Raw genomic sequence first — 19,925 nt, 5'->3', positions numbered from 1 at the left:
TGCTGCGACTAAGCGACTATTTTAGCGCTACGTCACACTTTCTCCCAGTGGGCAATGCGTCGGCATGTTCCGAATTCGCGCTTTTCGCCGCTTTTTACGCCAGCCACCGCACAGGTTGTTTAGCGCGACGGCTGGCGATTTCAGCCTGAAATCGGCGGTAACCCCGCCAGGATCCGTGCCGCTTCGCTGGCGGTAAGCGGATAGTCGTAAAAGCGCTGATAGAAGGCCTGGGTGGCGGCGACGATATCGAGCTGGCGGAAAAGCTGTGGATGCAGCTGCTTTGCCGCCCACTGGATTTGCAGCGCCGCTTCCGTGCCGTAGCGATCCCAGGGAAAGACGCCGGAGGGATTTTGCAGCACGCGATGGTTTTTCACCGCCTTCGTTGTGGCCAACAGCGCGGCGTAGTCCGACGCCTCTAACTTTCCTGCCCCCGCGCCGAGGATGATCACATCGGGATCCCAGGCGATCACCTGTTCCGGCGACACCTCTTTCATATTGCCCGTCACCGGCGCGGCCGCATTTGTGCCGCCGGCGAGCCGGATCCAGCTGTCGATCAGCGTCTGGCTGCCGTCGATCTTCAGCGGATGTAGCGACTGAATGTGCAGCACGCGCGGTCGCGCGCTTTCCGGCAGCGACGCGGTTTTCGCCCTGATGGCAGCAATTTGCGCATCGAGATAGCGGTTATAGCCCTGCGCCCGGCGCTGCGCCTGTGGCGTGCCGACCACCTGCGCGGTGGTCAGCAGTGAACGCTTCATGGAGGCGAAGTCGTCAAACTGCATCCTCAGCGTCGGGATACCGGCCTGCTGATAGCTGATGACGTCAGGATCCTGCGCCGGTACGAAAATCGCATCGACGCGGCGCGCCACCAGCGCCTCGCTGGAGAAGGTTTTGCCGTGCGCCTGCAGCGCCTGCTTCAGCGAGGGCTGCACCTTAAACATCCAGGGGCGATCGGCGGGATGGTTGACCGTGGCGACGATCAGATCGCCCGCGCCCAGCGTCATCAGCAGCGAATGGTGCGCGTACCAGGCGTCGGCGATGCGCCGTGCCGGATGCGGCAGCTCCACCGGCTGCCCGAGATCGTCGGTTAGCGTGGCGGCCGGCGACGTGCCCGCCGTCAGCGCCAGCGTCAGCGCCAGGCTGACGCGCAGAGAGGTTTTCATCGGTTCGGCTCCTTAGAAATCGAGCTGCATAGAGAGCTGCAGCTGGCGCGGCGCGCCGATCGACGCGCTGGCGTAGCCCGCGCCGCTGTAGCCGTTCAGGCCGCCCGGCACGATATTGGTCCAGTAGTGACGGTTGGTGAGATTAGTGACGTCAAGGCGGAAGGTGGTGTCGGTCTGCATCAGACGGGTTTTCCAGGCCGCGCCCGCATCGAGGGTGGTGTAGCCGCTCACCCAGCCGCTGTTGGTGTTGTCGGTGGGGCGCTGGCCGACGTAGCGCGCGCCGCCATGCAGATCGGCGCCCATTATCCCCGGCAGATCCCAGGCGGCAAACAGGCTGGCGGTGTAGCGCGGCAGCCCGACGATTTGCTTGCCGTCGGTGGTGGCGCTGGCGGTATCGAACAGGCGCGGATCGAGCCAGGTCATACCGCCATAGAGATGCAGCGCGTCGGTCAGGTCGCCGTCCGCCATCAGCTCTACGCCGCGGTTACGCTGCTCGCCGTCCACCGCGTAGTCGCCGCTGCTGTTGGTGTAGGCAAAGGGGCGTTTGATCTCAAACAGCGCCGCCGTCAGCAGCAGGCGATTTACCGCCAGTTTCGCGCCCGCTTCCACCTGCCTGCTGCGATAAGGGGCGAGAATATTCCCCGCGTTGCTGGCACCGGCGGGCGCGGTATCGCCCTGTTGCAGGCTGTCTGCCCAGGTGACATAGAGCGTCAGCGGATCCACCGGTTTATACATCAGGCTGGCGGAGCCGGAGAACCCGCTGTTGGAGGAGGCGCTGCTGCGCGCGCCGGTTTTGGCGTAGTTGGCCGAACTCAGCAGGCTTTCGCTGCCTGCCAGCAGTAAACTCCACTGCGGCGAAAACTGCAGATTATCGCTCAGCAGAAAGGCGTGCTGCGTCGCGGTGGCGGAGTGATAGCGGTCGGTGAAGTCGGGATAGTCGGGCTGGTCGAAGCGCAACGGCTGATCCAGCGAGGCGCTGCCCAGCGTCGAGGTAGCGCCATGCGCCGGGTTCATGTTCTTCCAGACAAAACCGCGCACGCCGGTGGCGATCTGATGATGGATCCAGCCGGTGTCGACCTCGCCATTCAGGTTCGCCATATAGCTGTTAATGGTAAAGCGGCTGGCGGTGGCGGATGAAGTGGTGGTGGTGTAATGCCCTGCCCGATCGGTAAAGGTGTTGGTGACGCCGGTCGACTCGCGATCGGCGATCTGACGCAGCACGCCGATCTCGCCCTGCCAGTTGCCGTCGAAGTCATGCTTCAGGTGCAGACCGGCGGTCAGGGTATGGTTGTCATCCCCGGCGTAATATTGTCCCAGCCCCGCTTTTTTCGGGTCCGGCGCCGCCGGAAAGGTCAGGCCGTTGCCCAGCGCGAATTTGCCCGGCAGGCCTTTATCGTAATAGTGATAGTAGCTGAAGTTAGTCTCCAGCTCGGTGCGGTCGCTGAGGCTGGCGTCCAGCGCCAGGCTAAACAGCTGGCGGCGCACCTTGCTGCCGCTGACATAGCCGCCGCCTTCGTCATCCAGCAGGTTGAGGCGATAACGCAGGCGATCATTTTGATCCAGCGGCCCGCTCAAGTCGGCGGCCACTTTGTGATTGCCGCCGCTGCCGCCCGCGACCGTTAGTCGGTGCTGCGGCAGATCGGTGGCGCGCTTCGCTACAAAGTTAAACAGCCCCGCCGGGTTGGCCGGGCCGTAAAGCGAGCCGGCCAGGCCGTTTAGCACCTCAATATGATCAAACTGCTCGGCCGCATAGTCGGTGGTGGAGACAACGTTCAGGCCGTCGATCATGCTGTTTTGCACCACGCTGCCCTGCATGCCGCGCGTTTGCGGGCGCGCGCCGTCGCCCTGCACCGACGGCATATAGCGGTAGAGGTCGCTGACGCTTTTCAGCTGCTGCTGCTTCATTAATTCAGGCGACAGCGACTGAATAGAAAAAGGGGTGTTGCGCACCGGCTGTTTGCCTGCATTGCCCAGCATGGCGCTTTTCTGCGTGGCGTCTTCGCGCGTGTGAGCGGCTGTGGGCGCGGCGGAAACCACCAGCGTCTGATCGCTATTTTGCTGCGCGCCCTGCGCCTGTAAAGCAGAGAAAATAAGTAAGCTGAGCAGGCTGGGTTGGAAAAGCGCGCGGGAAGTCAATTTCATTATTTATTTTGCCAGTGATTAGGGTGATATTAACGCAGCGAAATGGTGACAGGTGAAAACCAGTGTCGCTATATTTACAATTATATAGCGAAAAGATGCGTTAATAACAGCGTCAATAATTTATCGCGCGATTGAGATGTTCAATGGGATTTAAAAACCGGTTCCCTTGCTCAGCAGGCTGAGGCGATATTTCAACAGTTCCTGCATATTGCGCAGGCGGAAAATAGCACCCTCAGCGCCCTGATTAAGGTGACAATATTTATCACCTCATTTGACGACATTGACGCGCTGCGTCAGGTGCTGTTTCGCTATTATGGTGACCACCTTCCCGCCTGCTCGCTAGTAGAGGTCAGCCGGCTCTTTTCGCCCGATCTGCGCATTGAAATCGAAGCGGTTATGGCGCTTTAGCCAGTCGCCCGCCGCGTTAGCCATTACGAAAAGTAATCAACGCATTAGCTGCGCTCATGCAGCTAATTCAGGCAGGTAAAGTCAATACGCGGCGGGCGTAATTTGTGCAAATTATGAGATGTCTCAAGGAACTGAAAAGTGGCAACAGATTTCATTTATGCAGCCTGCATGCACCATTGCCACATCTTTATTCAGCTCAATCGCGCCTGCTCCATTATTTATGCACTGTCCTGCACCAAAATGTGGCAGAAAGGTTTTTTTCTGGGGCCGGAGAAAAATTATCTTTCTTCAGTAAGTGGTAAATTATCCGGGTGCGGTCAAATCCGCTGCGCATCCTCGGCAACACATAATAAACGCCTGTAAAAAAGAAAGGTCTTTATGGAAAAGTTATCCTACGCGTCTGAAAACGGTACATCTGCCTGGTCCACCTACCTGCAACAAATCGATCGCGTCGCACCCTATTTGGGCGAGCTGGCGCGCTGGATCGACACCCTGCGTCATCCGAAACGCGCGCTGATTGTCGATATCCCGCTACAGATGGATGACGGCTCTATTCGTCACTTCGAAGGCTACCGCGTGCAGCACAACCTGTCGCGCGGGCCGGGCAAAGGTGGGGTTCGCTACCATCCCAACGTCGATCTCAACGAAGTAATGGCGCTCTCGGCGTGGATGACCATCAAGTGCGCCGCGGTCAATCTGCCTTACGGCGGTGCCAAAGGCGGCATTCGCTGCGATCCCTTCGCGCTGTCGGAAGGCGAGCTGGAACGTTTGACGCGCCGCTACACCAGCGAAATCGGCATTATTATCGGACCGCAAAAAGATATTCCCGCGCCAGACGTCGGCACCAACAGCAAAGTTATGGCGTGGATGATGGACACCTACTCCATGAACAGCGGCACCACCGTCACCGGCGTGGTGACCGGCAAGCCGGTGCATCTGGGCGGCTCGCTGGGACGTGAAAAGGCGACCGGTCGCGGCGTATTTATCACCGGCCGCGAAGTGGCGCGTCGCGCGGGCATTCCCGTCGAGGGCGCGCGCGTCGCGGTACAGGGCTTCGGCAACGTCGGCAGCGAAGCGGCGCGACTCTTCTCCGAGGCGGGCGCCTTTGTGGTGGCAATTCAGGACCATAGCGCCACCATCGCTAATCCAGACGGCATCAATATGGCGGAGCTGACGCGCTGGCAGCAGGAGCACAAGCAGATCCTCGGCTTCCCGGGCGCGCAGAAGATCGATGAAGAGGCGTTCTGGCGCAGCGAAATGGATATCTTTATTCCGGCGGCGCTGGAAGGACAGATCACCCGGGAGCGCGCTGAACGACTGAGCTGCAAGCTGGTGCTGGAGGGCGCAAACGGCCCTACCTATCCCGAAGCGGACGATGTGCTGGCCGAGCGCAATATTATCGTGGTGCCGGACGTCATCTGTAACGCCGGCGGCGTGACCGTCAGCTACTTCGAATGGGTGCAGGACATGGCGAGTTTCTTCTGGAGCGAAGAGGAGATCAATGCGCGCATGGATAAGATCATGACCGACGCCATGGTGCACGTCTGGCACAAAGCCGAAGAGAAAGCCTGTTCGCTGCGTACGGCGGCCTATATCGTCGCCTGCGAACGCATTCTGATGGCGCGTAAAGAGCGCGGCATCTATCCAGGCTAACCGCTTACAGGGCAGCACAGGCTGCCCTGCTTATCAGTAGCGCACCAGTCCGCCGTCTACCGCGTACTGGCTGCCCGTCACGAAAGAGGCGTCGCTGGAGAGCAAAAACAGCGCCACCGCCGCCGCTTCTTCCGCCCTTCCCGCCCGCCTGAGCGGCACCTGTCCAACGATAAAATCCTCAAACTGCTGGCGCGCCGTCTCCGGCAGAAAGTCGCGGAAGTGCGTCTCGATCGGGCCGGGGATCACCACGTTCACCCGAATGTCGCGCGGCGCCAGCGCCGACGCCCAGCTGCGCGCCACCGCCACAATCGCCCCTTTGGTGGCAGCGTAAAGGCTGGTGGAGGCCGCGCCCTCATAGGTCGACGAGGAGGAGGTCACCACCACAGAGGCGCCAGGATTGAGCAGCGGCGACAGCCGGGCCAGCTGCAGCATCGGGCCGCGCACATTGGCGTTCATCATGGCGTTAAAGGCTTCCGCCGTGACCGATTCCAGTTCGCCCAGCTCGGCATAGCCAGCGTTAAGCCACAGGCCGTCCAGCTTGCCCCACTTTTCCACCGCCTCGCCCAGCGCGTCGATATCCGCCTCCAGCGAGGCGTCGTTGCGCAATACCAGCGCATTGTCGTGCAGCACGCTGTTGGCATACTGCAGCCGGCTGGCGTTGCGTCCGGTGACCGCCACGCGGCCGCCTTCCGCCTGAATGCGCTGCGCGCCCGCCAGCCCCATGCCGCTGGTGCCGCCGGTAATCAGGATACGCTTGTCACTAAATCGGGCCATAACTCCTCCATCAGGCGAGCCGCCTCGCTGCGCGGCCGCTGAGTCTCAATTCACGTCGTCTCTGAATGTTAGCTGGCGGCGGCGATAACGCCTTATCAACCCGGTGACAGATTAATGACATTTGCTGCTAATTAAACCCGCACGCCAGACAGGGTTAATTACCGTTTACCGCATAAGATCATGCTACGCGCTATTTATCCCCACTTAACATCAGGTTATTTTCGCTGAGCAGGTTGCGTTGCCGGGTATATGCCCACCGGCCGTTGCCATCACTATTTTTTCAGCGTGCTAACCCGCTGACGGCCAGTAATTTATCGCTTCATTTGATTTCAGCATGGCATCAATTGCCTGCTCTCACCGCCATAACAGCGAAAAAATCTGCTAATTTGTAAGCGAGGCCGTTTTTATAGTAAGGTAAATTGTTGTAAACAAGCTGCCGTCATTTATTTAGCAGGCTGCTTATAGCTTTCTTTCCCTTTGTTGGCGGTACGGCGACGAAAGCTATAAGAGCCTCATTGGTTAAGATGAGGATAATATGAGCACCGGGAACCCACCCACGGAAAAAAGTAAAAAGCATTTCTGGCAGAAAAAACAGAAAGAGCTAACGGTTGACGATATTACCATCGTCGACAACGACATGCTGAAGCGCGCGGTCGGCGCGGCGGCGCTCGGCAACGCTATGGAGTGGTTCGACTTCGGCGTCTACAGCTACCTCGCCGTGACGATTGGCAAGGTATTTTTCGCCAACGCCAGTAACACCGCGCAGTTGATCGCCGCATTCGGCACCTTCGCCGCCGCGTTTCTGGTGCGCCCCATTGGCGGACTGGTATTTGGTCCGCTCGGCGACCGCATCGGCCGACAGAAAGTGCTGGCGATGACCATGATCATGATGTCGATCGGCACCTTTTGTATCGGCCTGATCCCCTCCTACGCCAGTATCGGCATTCTTGCCCCGATCCTGCTGCTGGTGGCGCGTCTGGTGCAGGGCTTCTCTACCGGCGGCGAATATGGCGGCGCGGCCACCTTTATCGCCGAGTATTCGACCGATAAGCGCCGCGGTTTTATGGGCAGCTTCCTTGAATTCGGTACGCTTGGCGGCTATCTGCTCGGCGCGGGATTTGTTACCGCCCTGACCTCAATTCTGCCTGAGCAAACCATGCTTGACTGGGGCTGGCGCGTGCCCTTCTTTATCGCGGCGCCGCTTGGCCTGTTCGGTCTCTATGTGCGGCTGAAGCTGGAAGAGACCCCGGCGTTCCAGCAGCATATGGAAAAGCAGGAGGCGCTCGAGCACAGCAAACCGGCGCTGACCGTGATGCAGATGCTGAAGAAATATCACAAGCCGATGCTGAAGTGCATCGGGCTGGTGCTGTTGTTTAACGTCTCCAACTACATGCTGACCTCGTATATGCCGAGCTATTTGACCGGCATTCTCGGCATGGGCGAGTTGAGCAGCCTGCTGCTGATTATGGTGGTGATGTTTGTCATGATGCCGCTGACGCTGTTCTGGGGACACTGGGCGGACCGCCTGGGTCGCCGTCCGGTGATCGGCAGCGGCGCGGTAGGCCTGATCCTGCTGGCGATCCCCTGCATGATGCTGGTGACATCGGGCAATATGTGGCTGGTGTTCGCCGGACTGATTGTGCTGGGCGTGCTGCATACCTGCTTTAGCGGCACCATGCCCGCAACGCTGCCGGCGCTGTTTGTCACGGATATCCGCTACAGCGCGCTGGCAATCGGCTTTAACCTCTCGGTCTCGCTGTTCGGCGGCACCACGCCGTTGATTACCGCCTGGCTGGTAGACACCACCCACAACCTGATGATGCCCGCCTACTATCTGATGGGCGCGGGCGTCATTGGTCTGATCACGGTGCTGACGCTGCATGAGTCGGCGCGCAAACCGCTGCGCGGCTCATCCCCGGCGGTGGCCAGCGAAGCGGAAGCGCATCGTCTGGTGAAGAAGCTGCGTTCGCGGAGTAAAGAGCGGGCGGCGCAGTAACTTGCATCTGCGTTTACTGCGTAAAAAACCTGTCAGCGGCGTAATGTTTGGCAGTTAAGCACGGGGTGATAACGCAGTCTGGGGCCGCTCAGGGACGGGCGGTCCTCGCGCCGCTGACGCGGTCCCTTCACGCCATTCGTCTGCCTGACGGACCGGTGGGGATGGAACATCCCTGTTCCAGCCCCACCTTTCGCCCGCTTCCCTGCGGGCTCTCCTGACATACTCACTCTGTTCAGCGCTGCGAAATGCCCGCCCCTGAGCGGCACCAGCCTGCTGGCCAGCTTCCGTGTGCGCTGCTGGAAAAGGACGGCAGCGTTTCTACTGCTGCAAAGGGCACTCTGTCTGAGGCCACTGCGCCTCCTCTGCTGTAGAGGGCTATTCGCAGCGCTGAGGCGGAAACGTTGTGCCAGGAGCCTGTCGCAGGGATGCGACAGGCAGTTCGGGTAGGCCTGGATGGCCGTACCCGAACGGTCCGGCCGGCACGACGTTGCAGCCGAAGGCACCGCGCAGCGGCGCGAGGACGGCCCGGCAGCAGAGGAGGCACGGTGGCCCGCACCAGCATGCTCACACGCGTATACGAAAAGGCCGCCATTTTAAGAAAATAGCGACCTTACCTGCACATGACCTTAACTGACAAGCACTAGCCAGCGGCGGGTTTTTTTTTGTTTATCAGAAGCGATATTGCAGACCAACGGTCAGCGTGGTGTTCTTGTTGGAAATGCCCGCCGCGTCGCCGCCGTATGAGGCCGATTCGCCGGTTGGGGTATAGATCACCTGCGTGCCGCCCTTGCCCTCTTCATACTTGCTCCAGGTAAACTCGGCAAACACTTTAGCGTGTTCCGTCAGGTAATAACCCGCATCCACCGCCACGCCGTAGTAGCGCGAGTTCGAGGTTTTTTCGCGGAACGTCAGGTCGCGCATATAGTGCTCATCGTTATCATGGGCGCGCACCCAGTCGCTGAATTTAAACAGCGCGTTGAACTCGAAATCGTTGATGCGGTACTGACCCACCAGGCCGACATAGGGCATGGAGAAGCGCTGGCTGTAGCCGATACCGCGTTCGCCGTCGGCGAAGCTGCCGATAAAGCTGCCGTTGTCATAGTTGAACGAGCCGCCGTAGGCCGTCCAGCTAAAGCGCGTCTCCTGATAGCCCGCCACTGCGCCGACTTTGTAGTCGTCATCCTGCAGGAACCAGCCTTTTACGTTCAGATCGTATTCATTGGCGTAGTTCACATCGGTATTCGGATGCGAAGAGTGATCGGTCCAGCTTGACTGACGAGCGCTCTGCCAGTCGTAGTCGTCCATATGACCGGAACCCGAGGCGAGAGAGGTCCAGCCGCGCGCGTTCAGCGTCAAAAAGGAGTAAGCGTCCCAGGCGATATCGCCCTTGAGGATAGCGACATTTTTGATCTTCCAGTCAAGCTGGCTGACTTTACGCCCACTGCTGGCGTCATACACCAGCTCTTTAGATTTTCCGCCCAGCATACCCACTGAGGTAGAAACGCTCAGGCTCTGGGAAGAGAAATCTGGCGTATAGGGCGAAGCGTCGGCGAACGCGGTGCCAGAGAGTGCGGCCATCATCATTACCGCAACGGTGCTCTTTTTCATTAAATATCCTGCGTTAAAAGTAAATATCCCTGAATTGCGGGCACAGACTAAGAGGCGAAATAAACGCAGGCAAGGGCTATTTTTCGCGCTGAAAAAGGGCAATGAGAGTTAAGCAGAATTAATTAATATCTCCTTACAGCGCGACGATAATGTCTGACTGCGCCTGGCAGGAAAATGACCTTTTTTTAACCGTCGTGCAGTGTCGTTATTTATTACGCGCTTGCACACGCCCTTTTTCTGGTCCCTGTTTTAGCGCCGTTTGCTGACATTCACTCGCCATCACGCCTCTGCTTATGATTATCTGGGTCAAATTTGGCTTAATTTTACTTCGCATACAAAACAGACAAAGATAAAACCGCTGGCGCTAACCTGAAAAATTTTCACCTCTCTGACTAAGGCAAATTTTTTCTCTTTTCAAGGTCGTGCGTTCAGGCGGGAAAATCGTTAGGGTATCGGTTCTAGTTTTGCGCAAGGAAGATAAACATGGTTTCAAAAGAGAATGCCGACCACTACAACTGGGGCGAGCAGTGCGACGGCTGGACGCTGATGCAGCGGCAGGATCTCAGCGTAATCCATGAGCGGATGCCGGCTCACACACAGGAAATACGTCACTATCACGCTCAGGCAAGGCAGTTCTTTTTTGTCTTGAGCGGCACGCTATGCATGGAGCTGGAAGGCGAACATCACCTTCTTACGACCCATCAGGGGCTGGAAATCCCGCCTCAGGCCAGGCATCAGGCGCGCAATGAGAGCGAGCGCGACGTAGAATTTCTGGTTATCTCCCATCCCACTACGCGCGGGGATCGCACCGACCTGCGTTGAAACGCCTGCTAATGCGTCTGGCTGCTGGCGGTAATTACTTTTTACTGCCAGGTTAAATGGAATTTATATTTCATTTAACGCGATGACGTCACGTCTGGGAGAGAACATGAAAACCACCGGTTACTGCGCGCTTGCGGCGCTTCTTCTCGCGCTGGCTAGCGCCTGCGCCGCGGCAGAGAGCACGCTGTTGATTCGCGGCGGCTATATTATGCCGATGACGCCTGACGGCAACGATCTGCCGCAGGGCGATATTCTGATACGCAATAACAGCATTGTGGCGATAGGTGAGCATCTCTCCGCGCCCGGCGCGAACATCATCGAGGCTAAAGGCAGTTTTGTACTGCCTGGCTTCGTGGATGCGCATTCGCATCTCTGGGTAACTACGCAGCGCGGGCAGTTTCGTAATGGCGCGGGAAAATTTTTTCCGGTCAGCAGCGCGCTGGGCAAGGCGATGCAGCCTGAGGATATCCACACCGCCATCTATACCGGCGCGCTGGAGCTGCTGAATGGCGGCGTCACCACCAGCGGCGACTTCTTCGATAACATTCACGCCCCGGCATGGGGCGACGCCGGTTTTCGCGCGCTTCAGGAAGCCGGGATCCGCGCCATTATGTTTTACGGCGGGCCGGATAAAACCACGCGTTATCCCATCGATATTACCCATGCCGCAAGCCTGGCGCGTCGTCATGACCCGCGCGTCAGCGTCGGGCTGGCGTGGCGGCTACCGCGGCAGCTTGCGGATGAGCAGAACTGGGCGATGCGCGATCGCGAATATCAGTGGGCGAAGCAGCATAGCCTGCCTCTTCAGGTGCACGTCAGCGGTGAAGCGGACGCGATGTTTAACGCCCTGATCGATCGCCATTACCTCGCCTCGTTTGTCACTGTGGTGCATGCCACCGATGCGCGCGCCGCGCAGCTAGAGGCGCTGGAAACGGCGGGTGCCTCGCTGGTGGTGACGCCAGTCAGCGAGCAGCGCGTCGGCTATGGTCTGACCCGGATCGATCATTTCAAAGGGGTATCACGGTTTGGGCTGGGCATCGACGGCAATAGCCTGGCGGGCAGCGGCGACATGTACGCTAATCTACGGCTGGCCGCCTTGACGATGAGCGGCGCCGCCGCTGATGAAACGCGTCCTGATCCGCGTCAGCTGTTAAAAATGGCCACGCTGGGCGGCGCGCAGGCACTGGGTCTGGAGAAGGAGACGGGATCGCTGGCGGTGGGGAAACGGGCCGATATTCAGATTATCTCACCCGATACGCTGAGCATGAGCGGCTTCGGCGGCGGCGATCCCGCCGCCCTGCTGCTCTATTCTGCGCAGCCGCAGAACGTCACTACCGTGATCGTCGATGGTCGCGTGCTCAAGCAGAACGGCACGCTGAGCGGGGTGGATCTTGCCGAGGTGCTGGCAGACGCACAACGTTCTGCCGAGGCGATACGCCAGCGCGCCGCGCAGACTACCCCCACTGCTCCGTAAGTTTGATCTGTATTGATTAACCTGTTTATCGCGCTATGCAGCTTTATTGATCCAGAACAATTCGCGCAGAGACGCCTTCTGTCAATTTGTGTCAACGGTTGTTCCCGCGGCACACAGACAGGAGAAAGGCATATGACAGGTAAAATCGGTTTGGCAGGTGGACTGGTGGTATGGCTGGTCTATGTAGCATGGATGGCAAGCTACTACTTCGGTACTTTTGCTGTTTTCACCCACTGAGCCATGTTGCGGCTTTGCGTTCTGACGGCTGCATGCGCCGGCAAGCGTTTCCTGGGCGGCAAAATAAAAACGCGCCGCAGGCACAATCACTGCGGCGCGTTCATCAGGCAGCGCATTACGCGGCTTTAACGGCGCGGACTTTTTTGCTCTGAGCCGCTTCACCTTCTGCGTTCTCGTCGGTGACATCCGCCGGGCGCGCTTTCTTCTCTGCATCTGCAACATCCGCCGCATCCGGCAGCTTGCTGGTGCGCAGAATATGCTGAATCGCGTCTTTCTGCTCGGCAAGCAGCAGGCCGAGGGTTTCCGCCTGAGACTCGTTCATATCGGGCTGATGCAGCGCTAACCAGTCGGTAAAGGCCTCCGCCATATCGAGCATCTTGTCGTAGGCATCCGCCTCTTTTTTGCTGGCAAACGTCATTTTCTCTTCACCCTTCTTGACGACTACGTATTTAATTTCGACAGCCATTTTTGCCTCTCCGATACTGTTAATATATACAGTATATATCGCCTGCGGCGGGATTGCATCCTTTTTTCAGTGGCGCTGTCGCGTAGGAAAGGGATATTTTTTTCCTTACGAAATCAACTCATTAAGGAAGTCTGCCAGCGCCTTGCGTGGATCGTCCTCTTCTGAAACGATCATCTCGATCCCCCACTGTCCCAGCACCTCGCGCGCCACCGGATTGTTGCGGTTGGTGAAGAGATAGGACTTGGGCCGCGCGGTGGCCAGCCCGGTTCTGCCCCACATTTTGGTCAGGCGGTAGAACAGCAGCCGGATATTAAAATCGCTGATGCTGTAGCCGACAAACAGCACCGAGTTGCCCATCACGTCATGGGTCAGTTTGATGTCGAGCGGCGAGTCGAAGTAGAGGCGCTCGAAGTAGCTGCTCTCATCCAGCACAATCGAGGTGTCGTCGTCAAAATCGCCGTGCAGCTTGATAATGTGGCGCTTGTCTTCCGTCAGCGACACCAGATCCGCCGCGTTAGCCACCTTGCTGTAGGGCACGCCGTGCGCTTCGTGCGCCGCTTCCAGCCAGCGGTCGTAGTTGGTGGTATAGATGCGGCTAAAGTTGCCCTGGGTGATCATGGTATGGATTTCCGACGAGCGAACGTCGATGTCCGGTCGATGCCATTCGCGATCCATCCAGCTGCGCAGCGGCCCCAGCGAGCCTTTCTTCTGCTTGTAATATTCCGCCAGCGAGAGATGCGTGCCGTAAGTGTTGAATATTTTGGGATCGTAGCCCAGCTCGTTCGCCAGGTGCGCGATCAGCTCATGCCACTCCGGCAGCCCCAGATTGCGCGAAATCCCGGCGCCGGCGAACAGGATCAGCTTGCCGGAGTCGTAGGCGCGTTTAAGTTCAGGTTTCATGCCACTCCTCGGGCGGTTTTCAGAAATTCGGCGAAGCGATCGAGCGCCAGCTTGCGCATCGAGATCTCGTTTTTCAGCTCGCCCATCTCGGCGAAGGTCTGCGTATGGCCCTCGGGGATAAACACGCAGTCCCACTGGAACTCGCGCGGCCCGGCGGGCTTCGCGGCGATGGTGCCGCGCAGTTCGCCGTGAAACTGGTACATCTTGCGCCCGTCGCAGTAGCCCAGCACGGTTTTCGCCGTTACCGCCTGGCTGTCCAGCCCCTGTACCAGCTTGGCGAAGCGCTCGGCGTCCAGCCGGTTCCAGAAGATGCGCGTCAGCCCGGCGGGCAAGCCGTTCAGCCCGTCGAGATAGAGTCCGGTGTGTTCGACAAACAGCGGGCGTCCGATAAGGGAAAACGCCTTGGTCAGCTTGTCGCGCACCAGCGTGATTTCATTTTCGGTCTGGATTTCTTCGATACGGCGCGCGATGGGCAGTACATCGACGCCGACCGGTTCGAGGATTTTGCGTACCTCGGTCAGCTTATGCTCATTGGCCGACAGAAAGCGGATTTTCATTGCAACCAACTGATCTAATTTAATTAAAGATGAAAGCGTTTTTATGCAGTGTTATGTGGAATGCTTTCAAACAGGATAGCGCAGTTATCATCACTGATAAACGGAGGGTAGGTTTCTATGGTAAAAACGGATGAAATAGCCGTAACGGATGTTGTGCTCCGCCCTACGGGGCCGTTTGCGGCGGGCTAAATCATCATTTTCGGGGGAATCAATAAGGGTGCAACGGCGCCAGCAGACTCCGTTGCACCCTCAGCGACTGTCTCACCGGATGCTAATAAACAATCCCCGGCGGATTCACCGTCGACGCCGCGATCGCCTCGTTCTGTTCGCCCCAGCGGCTCAGCACCTGCCGATACTCGCCGCCCGCGATGGTGCCGTTTACCGCCGTCTGCAACGCCTCTGCCAGCCCGTTGCCTTTTTTGGTGGTGACCGCCACCCAGGATCGCACCGGGCCATAGCCGACAATCTTCGTGTCGCCGCGCGACGCCACCTTCCAGGCCGCCATCGACTGTGGGCCGAACAGCGCGTCGGCGCGCCCGGAAAGCAGCGTCAGGGTCGCCGCCGCCTCGTCGGTCAGATAGACTGGCGTCACCGGCTTTAACCCCCTGGCGCGGTTTTGCGCGTCCCAGCCCAGCAGGATGCGCTCCTGATTGGTGCCGGAGCCGACAATAATACGCAGCCCGGCGATATCTTCCGCTTTATTAATGCTGCTGATGGGGCTGTTCGCCTTCACCAGAAAAGCGTGACCGTCGGCGCGGTAGGTGGCGAAATCGAACTTCTTCTTACGCTCCTCTGTCACCGCGATATTGAACATCGCCACATCATAGCGACCGGCAGTCACGCCGAGCGGCCAGTCCTCCCATGAAGCGGGCACCAGGCGCAGCTTTAGCCCCAGACTGTCCGCCAGCAGCCGTGCGAAGTCGGCGTCGCTGCCGATGCGCGTCTTATTATCCGACGCCAGCAGCCCCAGCGGCGGCGAGTTGGTATTGGCGGTCGCCACCGTCAGATAACCCGGCTCGACGAAAGCAAATCCCTGCGGGATCTGGCTAATCGCCTGCGGGTTCGCCGGCGCGGCTATCGGCGTCTCATTTTTTGCGGCATCGAGCGGCGCCGCCAGCGCGGTGCGCGTCGCGCAGAGCAGCAGCGCGCAGAGCAGGACTTTTTTCACTGTTTCTCTCCTATAGCACGCGGGCAAGAAAGCGGCGCGTGCGCTCATGGCGCGGATTGTTCAGCACCTGCGTCGCGCTGCCCTGCTCAACGATTCTCCCGTCCACCATAAACACCACGTTGTCCGCGACTTCGCGCGCAAAGCCGATCTCATGCGTGACGATCACCAGCGTGGTGCCCGAGCGCGCCAGCTTTTTGATCACGTCGAGCACTTCGCCCACCAGTTCGGGATCGAGCGCCGAGGTCGGCTCATCAAACAGCATCACGCGCGGGTTGAGCATCAGCGCGCGCGCAATGGCGATGCGCTGCTGCTGACCGCCGGAAAGATGGCGCGGCCAGGCGTCCGCCTTATGCCGCAGCCCGACGATATCCAGCAGTTCGCCGGCGCGCGTTACCGCGTCACGCTTCGACAGCTGGCGATGCGCCACCGGCGCCTCGATCAAATTCTCCAGCACCGTCAGATGCGGGAACAGGTTGAAGTTCTGGAACACATAGCCGACGTTGATGCGCTGACGCAAAATCGCCTTCTCTTTCAGCTCGTAGAGTTTGTCGCCGCGCCGCTGGTAGCCGATATAGTCGCCGTCGATCTGGATAAAGCCTGTATCGACGCGCTCCAGATGGTTGAGGGTGCGCAGCAGGGTCGACTTGCCGGAGCCGGACGGGCCGACAATCACCGTCACCGAGCCGGGATCCAGCTCCAGCGAGACGTCATCCAGCGCCTTGTGGCGGCCGTAGCTTTTGCTGACGCCGGTAATGCTGATGGCGCCGGTGGCGTGTGCCTGGCGATAATCAATGGCTTCGGACATGGCTAATCTCCTCATGGGTGGCAACGGGGTTCAGACGGCTGCGCCACTGGCGCCAGCGTGAAGGCTGCGGATCGCGGGTCACGCTTCGCGCCAGCCAGCGCTCAACGCTGTGCTGGATCACCGACAGCACCGTAGTGATGATCAGATACCAGGCCGCCCCCACCATCAGCAGCGGGATCACCTCCTGGTTGCGGTTGTAGATCATCTGGATGGTGTAAAACAGCTCCGGCATCGCCAGCACGTAAACCATCGCCGTGCCCTTGGCGAGGCTGATGATCTCGTTAAAGGCGGTCGGAATAATGGCGCGCAGCGCCTGCGGCAAGATAATGCGAAAGGTGCGGCGCGTGGCGGAGAGGCCGAGCGCCGACGCCGCCTCCATCTGGCCGTGATCGACGCCGAGGAAGCCGCCGCGAATAATCTCGGCGCTGTAGGCCGCCTGTACCAGCGTCAGGCCGATCACCGCCGCCGGAAACTGCCCCAGCACGTTAATGGTCTGGAAATGGCCCCAGGCGAGCGCGGTAAAGGGCACGCCGAACGACAGCGTGTCGTAAAGGTAGGAGAAGTTATAGAGAATAATCAGCACCACAATCAGCGGCAGCGAGCGAAACAGCCAGATATAGCCCCAGGCCAGGCTGCTGAGCAGCCACGACGATGAGAGGCGCGCCAGCGCCAGCAGGCCGCCGAAAATCAGGCTGAACAGGGTGCCGAGCAGCGTCAGCAGCAGCGTCTGTCCCAGCCCGTGCAGGATCACCGGGTCGAAGAACCAGCGGGCGAATACGCCCCACTCCCAGCGCGGATTGAGCGCCACCGACTCCACCACGCCCGCCAGAATAAACAGCGCGACGATCGCCCCGACGGTGCGCGCCGGATAGCGCGCCGGCACCACTTTTAACTGCTGATGATCCCCTTTCATATTCGCTCCTTAACTCGCCTGCGCGACGCTGTCGACGTCGAGGGTTTTGGTAAAACGCAGGCGGCCGTCATAGGGCGGCTGCCCGTAGCGCTCAAGATCGCCGCTGAGGTCAAACTGCGGCTGATAGCCAAAGCTGCTGTAGAGATGCACCGCTTCCGGCTGGCGGAAACCGGTGGTGAGATAGAGTCGCCGGTAGCCGGCTTGCCGCGCGCGGCGTTCCAGCTCCTGCACCACCCGCAGCGCCAGCCCCTGACGCCGCAGATCGCCGCGCGTCCAGATGCGCTTCAGCTCGGCGGTCTCGGCGTCAAACGGCTTATAGGCGCCCATGGCGATAATCTCGCCGTCGCGCTCCAGCACGATAAACAGGCCGTGGGGCGGCAGATACCATTCGGTCTGCTCGACCTCCTGGTTATTGCGGAAAAAGTCGCCGTAGCGCGATTCATAAAAGGCGAACAGTCCCGTCAGGATCGGCTGCAGCTCAGGCGCCTCCGGCGACACGTCGCGAAAAAATTGCTGGCTCATCGCTCCCTCCTAATCGCCCAGGCCCGGCGGGTTGATTTCAGAGCGGTCGATTTTCTCTACGCCCTCGCCCCAGCGGTTCAGCACCTTGAGGTAGTCGCCGTTCTGGATCACGCCGTTGAGCGCGGTGTTGATCGGCTCCGCCAGGCCGCTGCCCTTCTTCACCGTCACCGCGATGTGCGCCACCTTCGGCCAGCCGCCGTCGAAGCTGCCCACCAGGCGGGTTTTGCCGGTGAGCGCCGCCTTCCACGCGCCGATCACGTTCGGGCCGAAGTAGGCGTCAGCGCGGCCCGACTGCAGCGCCAGCGTCTGGGAGGCGTCATCTTTGGTGTAAATCGGCGTGAAGGGCTTTAGCCCCTTCGCCTGGTTGGCTTTATCCCAGGCGAGCAGCACCGCCTCCTGGTTGGTGCCGGAGCCGACGATAATGCGCAGCCCGGCGATATCCTCCGGCTGGCTAATCGATTTGATGCTGCTGCTTGCTTTCACGTAGAAGCCGAGCGTGTCGCGGCGGTAGGTGGCGAAATCGAACTTCTCTTTGCGCTCTCGGGTGACGGTAACGTTAGAGATGGCCGCGTCATATTTGCCGGAGGCGACGCCGAGCGGCCAGTCCTCCCACGAGGTCGGCACCACGTTGAGCTTCAGGCCGAGGCTGTCGGCCACCAGCCGGGCGATATCCACTTCGCTGCCGAGCAGGGTTTTGTTGTCATCCGAGAAGACCGTCAGCGGCGGCGAATTCTGCGCGGCGACCGCCACGGTAAAGGAGCCTGGCACCACAAAGTGATGGCCCGCCGGCAGCTGCGCCACCGCCTGGTCGTTCTTCGCGGTGTTGATCGGCGTTTTATTGGCCTCGAGGCTGACGCGCTGGCCGTTGTAGTCGACGTTGGTGCTTTCGGCGTTAACCGTGCCGGACGCTGCCAGCAGCATCAGGGCAATAAGGGTTTTTGTGTTCTGCATAGCGAAAGGGCTCTTATTGTGGTGAGAACTGATTAACCGGCTCTTTCAAACCGAAGCTGGCGCGCAGGGTGGTGCCGGGATAGTCGCGGCGCGTCAGGCCGCGCGCCTGCAACACCGGCACCACGCGGTCGACAAAGCGCTCAAAGGTGTCGGGCGTGCCGCCCTGGATAATAAAGCCGTCGGTGGCGAAGGTTTCAAACCACTGTTGCAGGCCGTCGGCGACCTCTTCCGGCGTGCCGTGAAACAGCGGACGCGGGGTCGCGGCCTCCAGCGCCGCCTGGCGCAGCGTATGACCATGCTCGCGCGCCTTGCGCTTGATCTCGTCGGTGGTGCTGCGGAAGCTGTTCTGGCCGATATCGCCCAGCTCCGGGAACGGCGCGTCGAGCGGATACTGCGAGAAGTCGTGATGATCGAAGAAGCGTCCCAGATAGTTCAGCGCGTCCTGAATCGACACCAGCGCGGCGGTGGTCTGATACTGCTGCTCCACATCCTCGGCGCTGTCGCCGACAATCACGCTGACGCCCTGAAAAATATGCAGATCCTCCGGCTGGCGGCCGTTCTCCGCCAGCTGACGCTTCACGTCGCGGTAGAACGCCTGCGCCTCTTCCCGCGTCGGCTGGTGGGTGAAGATGGCGTCGGCATGGCGTGCCGCCAGCTTTTTGCCATCCTCGGAGGCGCCCGCCTGGAAAACGATGGGACGACCCTGCGGCGTGCGCTGAATATTCAGCGGCCCCGCCACCTGGAAAAAATCGCCATGATGGTCGATGGCGTGCAGCTTGCTGGCGTCAAAGAATTTGCCGCTCGCTTTGTCGCGCACAAAGGCGTCCTCTTCCCATGAATCCCACAGCCCCTTTACCACGGTGAGATACTCATCGGCGATGCGGTAGCGCAGCGCATGTTCCGGGTGCTGCTTGCGGGAGAAGTTTTTCGCCGACCCTTCCAGCGGCGACGTCACCACGTTCCAGCCCGCGCGGCCGCCGCTCAGGTGATCGAGGCTGGCGAACTGGCGCGCGGTGATAAACGGCTCGCTGTAGGAGGTCGACACCGTTCCCACCAGCCCGAGGTGTTCGGTGACGCCCGCCAGCGCCGACAGCAGCGTCAGCGGCTCGAAGCGGTTGAGAAAATGGGGGATCGATTTTTCATTGATATAGAGGCCGTCGGCAACAAACAGGAAGTCGAGTTTGCCCTCTTCCGCCTTACGCGCGATGCGCTTCGCGTAGTCGAAGCTAATGCTGGCATCCGCCTGCGCGGCGGGATGGCGCCACGCGGACATATTGCCGGATGCGCCATGCAGGATGGTGCCCAGTCGAAGCTCTCTTGTGGTCATGATGTCTCTCTCTGTATTTGTGGCAGCGCTGCTTATCGCGCG

The 19,925-nt window shown here is 59.8% G+C and carries 18 protein-coding genes and 1 pseudogene; 6 read left to right on the top strand and 13 right to left on the bottom strand.

Annotated elements, in window-relative coordinates; translation table 11 throughout:
• Positions 1-140: 140 nt before the first annotated feature.
• A complete protein-coding gene (locus tag B2J69_RS00405) occupies positions 141-1,160 on the bottom strand; it encodes an ABC transporter substrate-binding protein (RefSeq protein ID WP_081134702.1) in 1,020 nt (339 codons plus the stop codon).
• A gap of 12 nt (positions 1,161-1,172) precedes the next feature.
• Positions 1,173-3,302: a TonB-dependent receptor gene (locus tag B2J69_RS00400; protein ID WP_081134699.1), complete on the bottom strand. Its 2,130-nt coding sequence runs from the start codon at positions 3,300-3,302 to the stop codon at positions 1,173-1,175.
• Positions 3,303-3,461: 159 nt separating this feature from the next.
• Between B2J69_RS00400 and B2J69_RS00395 the strand changes: the two are divergent.
• The 3 genes and pseudogenes from B2J69_RS00395 to B2J69_RS00390 form a co-directional block, all read left to right on the top strand.
• A pseudogene (locus B2J69_RS00395) lies at positions 3,462-3,710 on the top strand (RidA family protein); the annotation flags it as partial.
• Between the two features lie 138 nt (positions 3,711-3,848).
• Positions 3,849-4,073: a hypothetical protein gene (locus B2J69_RS23695; protein WP_143806236.1), complete on the top strand. Its 225-nt coding sequence runs from the start codon at positions 3,849-3,851 to the stop codon at positions 4,071-4,073.
• A 15-nt stretch (positions 4,074-4,088) separates the two neighbouring features.
• Positions 4,089-5,363 carry a Glu/Leu/Phe/Val family dehydrogenase gene (locus B2J69_RS00390; protein ID WP_081134693.1) on the top strand — a complete coding sequence of 425 codons (1,275 nt, stop codon included), beginning with the start codon at positions 4,089-4,091 and terminating at the stop codon, positions 5,361-5,363.
• A gap of 33 nt (positions 5,364-5,396) precedes the next feature.
• Here B2J69_RS00390 and B2J69_RS00385 read toward each other — a convergent pair whose 3' ends face one another.
• A complete protein-coding gene (locus tag B2J69_RS00385) occupies positions 5,397-6,137 on the bottom strand; it encodes an SDR family oxidoreductase (RefSeq protein ID WP_081134691.1) in 741 nt (246 codons plus the stop codon).
• 535 nt (positions 6,138-6,672) lie between these two features.
• Between B2J69_RS00385 and proP the strand changes: the two genes are divergently transcribed.
• Positions 6,673-8,133: a glycine betaine/L-proline transporter ProP gene (proP, locus tag B2J69_RS00380; protein ID WP_081134689.1), complete on the top strand. Its 1,461-nt coding sequence runs from the start codon at positions 6,673-6,675 to the stop codon at positions 8,131-8,133.
• Positions 8,134-8,802: 669 nt separating this feature from the next.
• Here proP and B2J69_RS00370 read toward each other — a convergent pair.
• Entirely contained in the window at positions 8,803-9,741 is a 939-nt protein-coding gene (locus B2J69_RS00370) for an omptin family outer membrane protease (protein ID WP_081134686.1), read from the bottom strand.
• A gap of 483 nt (positions 9,742-10,224) precedes the next feature.
• Between B2J69_RS00370 and B2J69_RS00365 the strand changes: the two genes are divergently transcribed.
• Both B2J69_RS00365 and B2J69_RS00360 read left to right on the top strand, forming a co-directional pair.
• Positions 10,225-10,563: a cupin domain-containing protein gene (locus B2J69_RS00365; protein ID WP_081134683.1), complete on the top strand. Its 339-nt coding sequence runs from the start codon at positions 10,225-10,227 to the stop codon at positions 10,561-10,563.
• Between the two features lie 106 nt (positions 10,564-10,669).
• Positions 10,670-12,037 carry an amidohydrolase family protein gene (locus tag B2J69_RS00360; protein WP_236722667.1) on the top strand — a complete coding sequence of 456 codons (1,368 nt, stop codon included), beginning with the start codon at positions 10,670-10,672 and terminating at the stop codon, positions 12,035-12,037.
• Between the two features lie 352 nt (positions 12,038-12,389).
• Here the strand turns inward: B2J69_RS00360 and B2J69_RS00355 are convergent, their stop codons facing one another.
• From B2J69_RS00355 to B2J69_RS00315, 9 genes are all read right to left on the bottom strand, one after another.
• Positions 12,390-12,740, bottom strand: coding sequence for a YebG family protein (locus B2J69_RS00355; RefSeq protein ID WP_081134680.1), 351 nt, complete (start codon positions 12,738-12,740; stop codon positions 12,390-12,392).
• Between the two features lie 105 nt (positions 12,741-12,845).
• Entirely contained in the window at positions 12,846-13,640 is a 795-nt protein-coding gene (locus tag B2J69_RS00350; RefSeq protein WP_081134678.1) for an SIR2 family protein, read from the bottom strand.
• Complete coding sequence (locus B2J69_RS00345) at positions 13,637-14,197, bottom strand: non-canonical purine NTP pyrophosphatase (RefSeq protein ID WP_081134675.1); 561 nt, start codon at positions 14,195-14,197, stop codon at positions 13,637-13,639. Before B2J69_RS00345 ends, B2J69_RS00350 begins: the two co-directional genes overlap by 4 nt.
• Positions 14,198-14,468: 271 nt before the next feature.
• Entirely contained in the window at positions 14,469-15,413 is a 945-nt protein-coding gene (locus tag B2J69_RS00340; RefSeq protein WP_081134672.1) for an ABC transporter substrate-binding protein, read from the bottom strand.
• The gene (locus tag B2J69_RS00335) at positions 15,376-16,170 is read right to left on the bottom strand and encodes an amino acid ABC transporter ATP-binding protein (RefSeq protein WP_081134670.1); all 795 of its coding nucleotides are present in this window, start codon (positions 16,168-16,170) and stop codon (positions 15,376-15,378) included. Before B2J69_RS00335 ends, B2J69_RS00340 begins: the two co-directional genes overlap by 38 nt.
• Positions 16,154-17,083, bottom strand: coding sequence for an amino acid ABC transporter permease (locus tag B2J69_RS00330; protein WP_081134668.1), 930 nt, complete (start codon positions 17,081-17,083; stop codon positions 16,154-16,156). Before B2J69_RS00330 ends, B2J69_RS00335 begins: the two co-directional genes overlap by 17 nt.
• A gap of 9 nt (positions 17,084-17,092) precedes the next feature.
• Positions 17,093-17,605: a GNAT family N-acetyltransferase gene (locus tag B2J69_RS00325; RefSeq protein ID WP_081134666.1), complete on the bottom strand. Its 513-nt coding sequence runs from the start codon at positions 17,603-17,605 to the stop codon at positions 17,093-17,095.
• Positions 17,606-17,614: 9 nt separating this feature from the next.
• Positions 17,615-18,556, bottom strand: coding sequence for an ABC transporter substrate-binding protein (locus B2J69_RS00320; protein WP_081134664.1), 942 nt, complete (start codon positions 18,554-18,556; stop codon positions 17,615-17,617).
• A 13-nt stretch (positions 18,557-18,569) separates the two neighbouring features.
• Entirely contained in the window at positions 18,570-19,883 is a 1,314-nt protein-coding gene (locus B2J69_RS00315; RefSeq protein WP_081134662.1) for an LLM class flavin-dependent oxidoreductase, read from the bottom strand.
• Positions 19,884-19,925: the final 42 nt, after the last annotated feature.

The organism is Pantoea latae, from assembly GCF_002077695.1.
GTDB lineage: Bacteria > Pseudomonadota > Gammaproteobacteria > Enterobacterales > Enterobacteriaceae > Pantoea > Pantoea latae.
The sequence above is the reverse complement of the archived record's forward strand: the minus strand, read 5'-3'. Positions and strand labels throughout refer to the sequence as shown.

Excerpts from the sequence above, each read along its gene's own strand:
- B2J69_RS00405 (WP_081134702.1), bottom strand. The coding sequence starts at position 1,160 with ATGAAAACCTCTCTGCGCGTCAGCCTGGCGCTGACGCTGGCGCTGACG.
- B2J69_RS00400 (WP_081134699.1), bottom strand. The coding sequence starts at position 3,302 with ATGAAATTGACTTCCCGCGCGCTTTTCCAACCCAGCCTGCTCAGCTTA.
- B2J69_RS00390 (WP_081134693.1), top strand. The coding sequence starts at position 4,089 with ATGGAAAAGTTATCCTACGCGTCTGAAAACGGTACATCTGCCTGGTCC.
- B2J69_RS00385 (WP_081134691.1), bottom strand. The coding sequence starts at position 6,137 with ATGGCCCGATTTAGTGACAAGCGTATCCTGATTACCGGCGGCACCAGC.
- proP (WP_081134689.1), top strand. The coding sequence starts at position 6,673 with ATGAGCACCGGGAACCCACCCACGGAAAAAAGTAAAAAGCATTTCTGG.
- B2J69_RS00370 (WP_081134686.1), bottom strand. The coding sequence starts at position 9,741 with ATGAAAAAGAGCACCGTTGCGGTAATGATGATGGCCGCACTCTCTGGC.
- B2J69_RS00365 (WP_081134683.1), top strand. The coding sequence starts at position 10,225 with ATGGTTTCAAAAGAGAATGCCGACCACTACAACTGGGGCGAGCAGTGC.
- B2J69_RS00360 (WP_236722667.1), top strand. The coding sequence starts at position 10,670 with ATGAAAACCACCGGTTACTGCGCGCTTGCGGCGCTTCTTCTCGCGCTG.
- B2J69_RS00355 (WP_081134680.1), bottom strand. The coding sequence starts at position 12,740 with ATGGCTGTCGAAATTAAATACGTAGTCGTCAAGAAGGGTGAAGAGAAA.
- B2J69_RS00350 (WP_081134678.1), bottom strand. The coding sequence starts at position 13,640 with ATGAAACCTGAACTTAAACGCGCCTACGACTCCGGCAAGCTGATCCTG.
- B2J69_RS00345 (WP_081134675.1), bottom strand. The coding sequence starts at position 14,197 with ATGAAAATCCGCTTTCTGTCGGCCAATGAGCATAAGCTGACCGAGGTA.
- B2J69_RS00340 (WP_081134672.1), bottom strand. The coding sequence starts at position 15,413 with ATGAGCGCACGCGCCGCTTTCTTGCCCGCGTGCTATAGGAGAGAAACA.
- B2J69_RS00335 (WP_081134670.1), bottom strand. The coding sequence starts at position 16,170 with ATGTCCGAAGCCATTGATTATCGCCAGGCACACGCCACCGGCGCCATC.
- B2J69_RS00330 (WP_081134668.1), bottom strand. The coding sequence starts at position 17,083 with ATGAAAGGGGATCATCAGCAGTTAAAAGTGGTGCCGGCGCGCTATCCG.
- B2J69_RS00325 (WP_081134666.1), bottom strand. The coding sequence starts at position 17,605 with ATGAGCCAGCAATTTTTTCGCGACGTGTCGCCGGAGGCGCCTGAGCTG.
- B2J69_RS00320 (WP_081134664.1), bottom strand. The coding sequence starts at position 18,556 with ATGCAGAACACAAAAACCCTTATTGCCCTGATGCTGCTGGCAGCGTCC.
- B2J69_RS00315 (WP_081134662.1), bottom strand. The coding sequence starts at position 19,883 with ATGACCACAAGAGAGCTTCGACTGGGCACCATCCTGCATGGCGCATCC.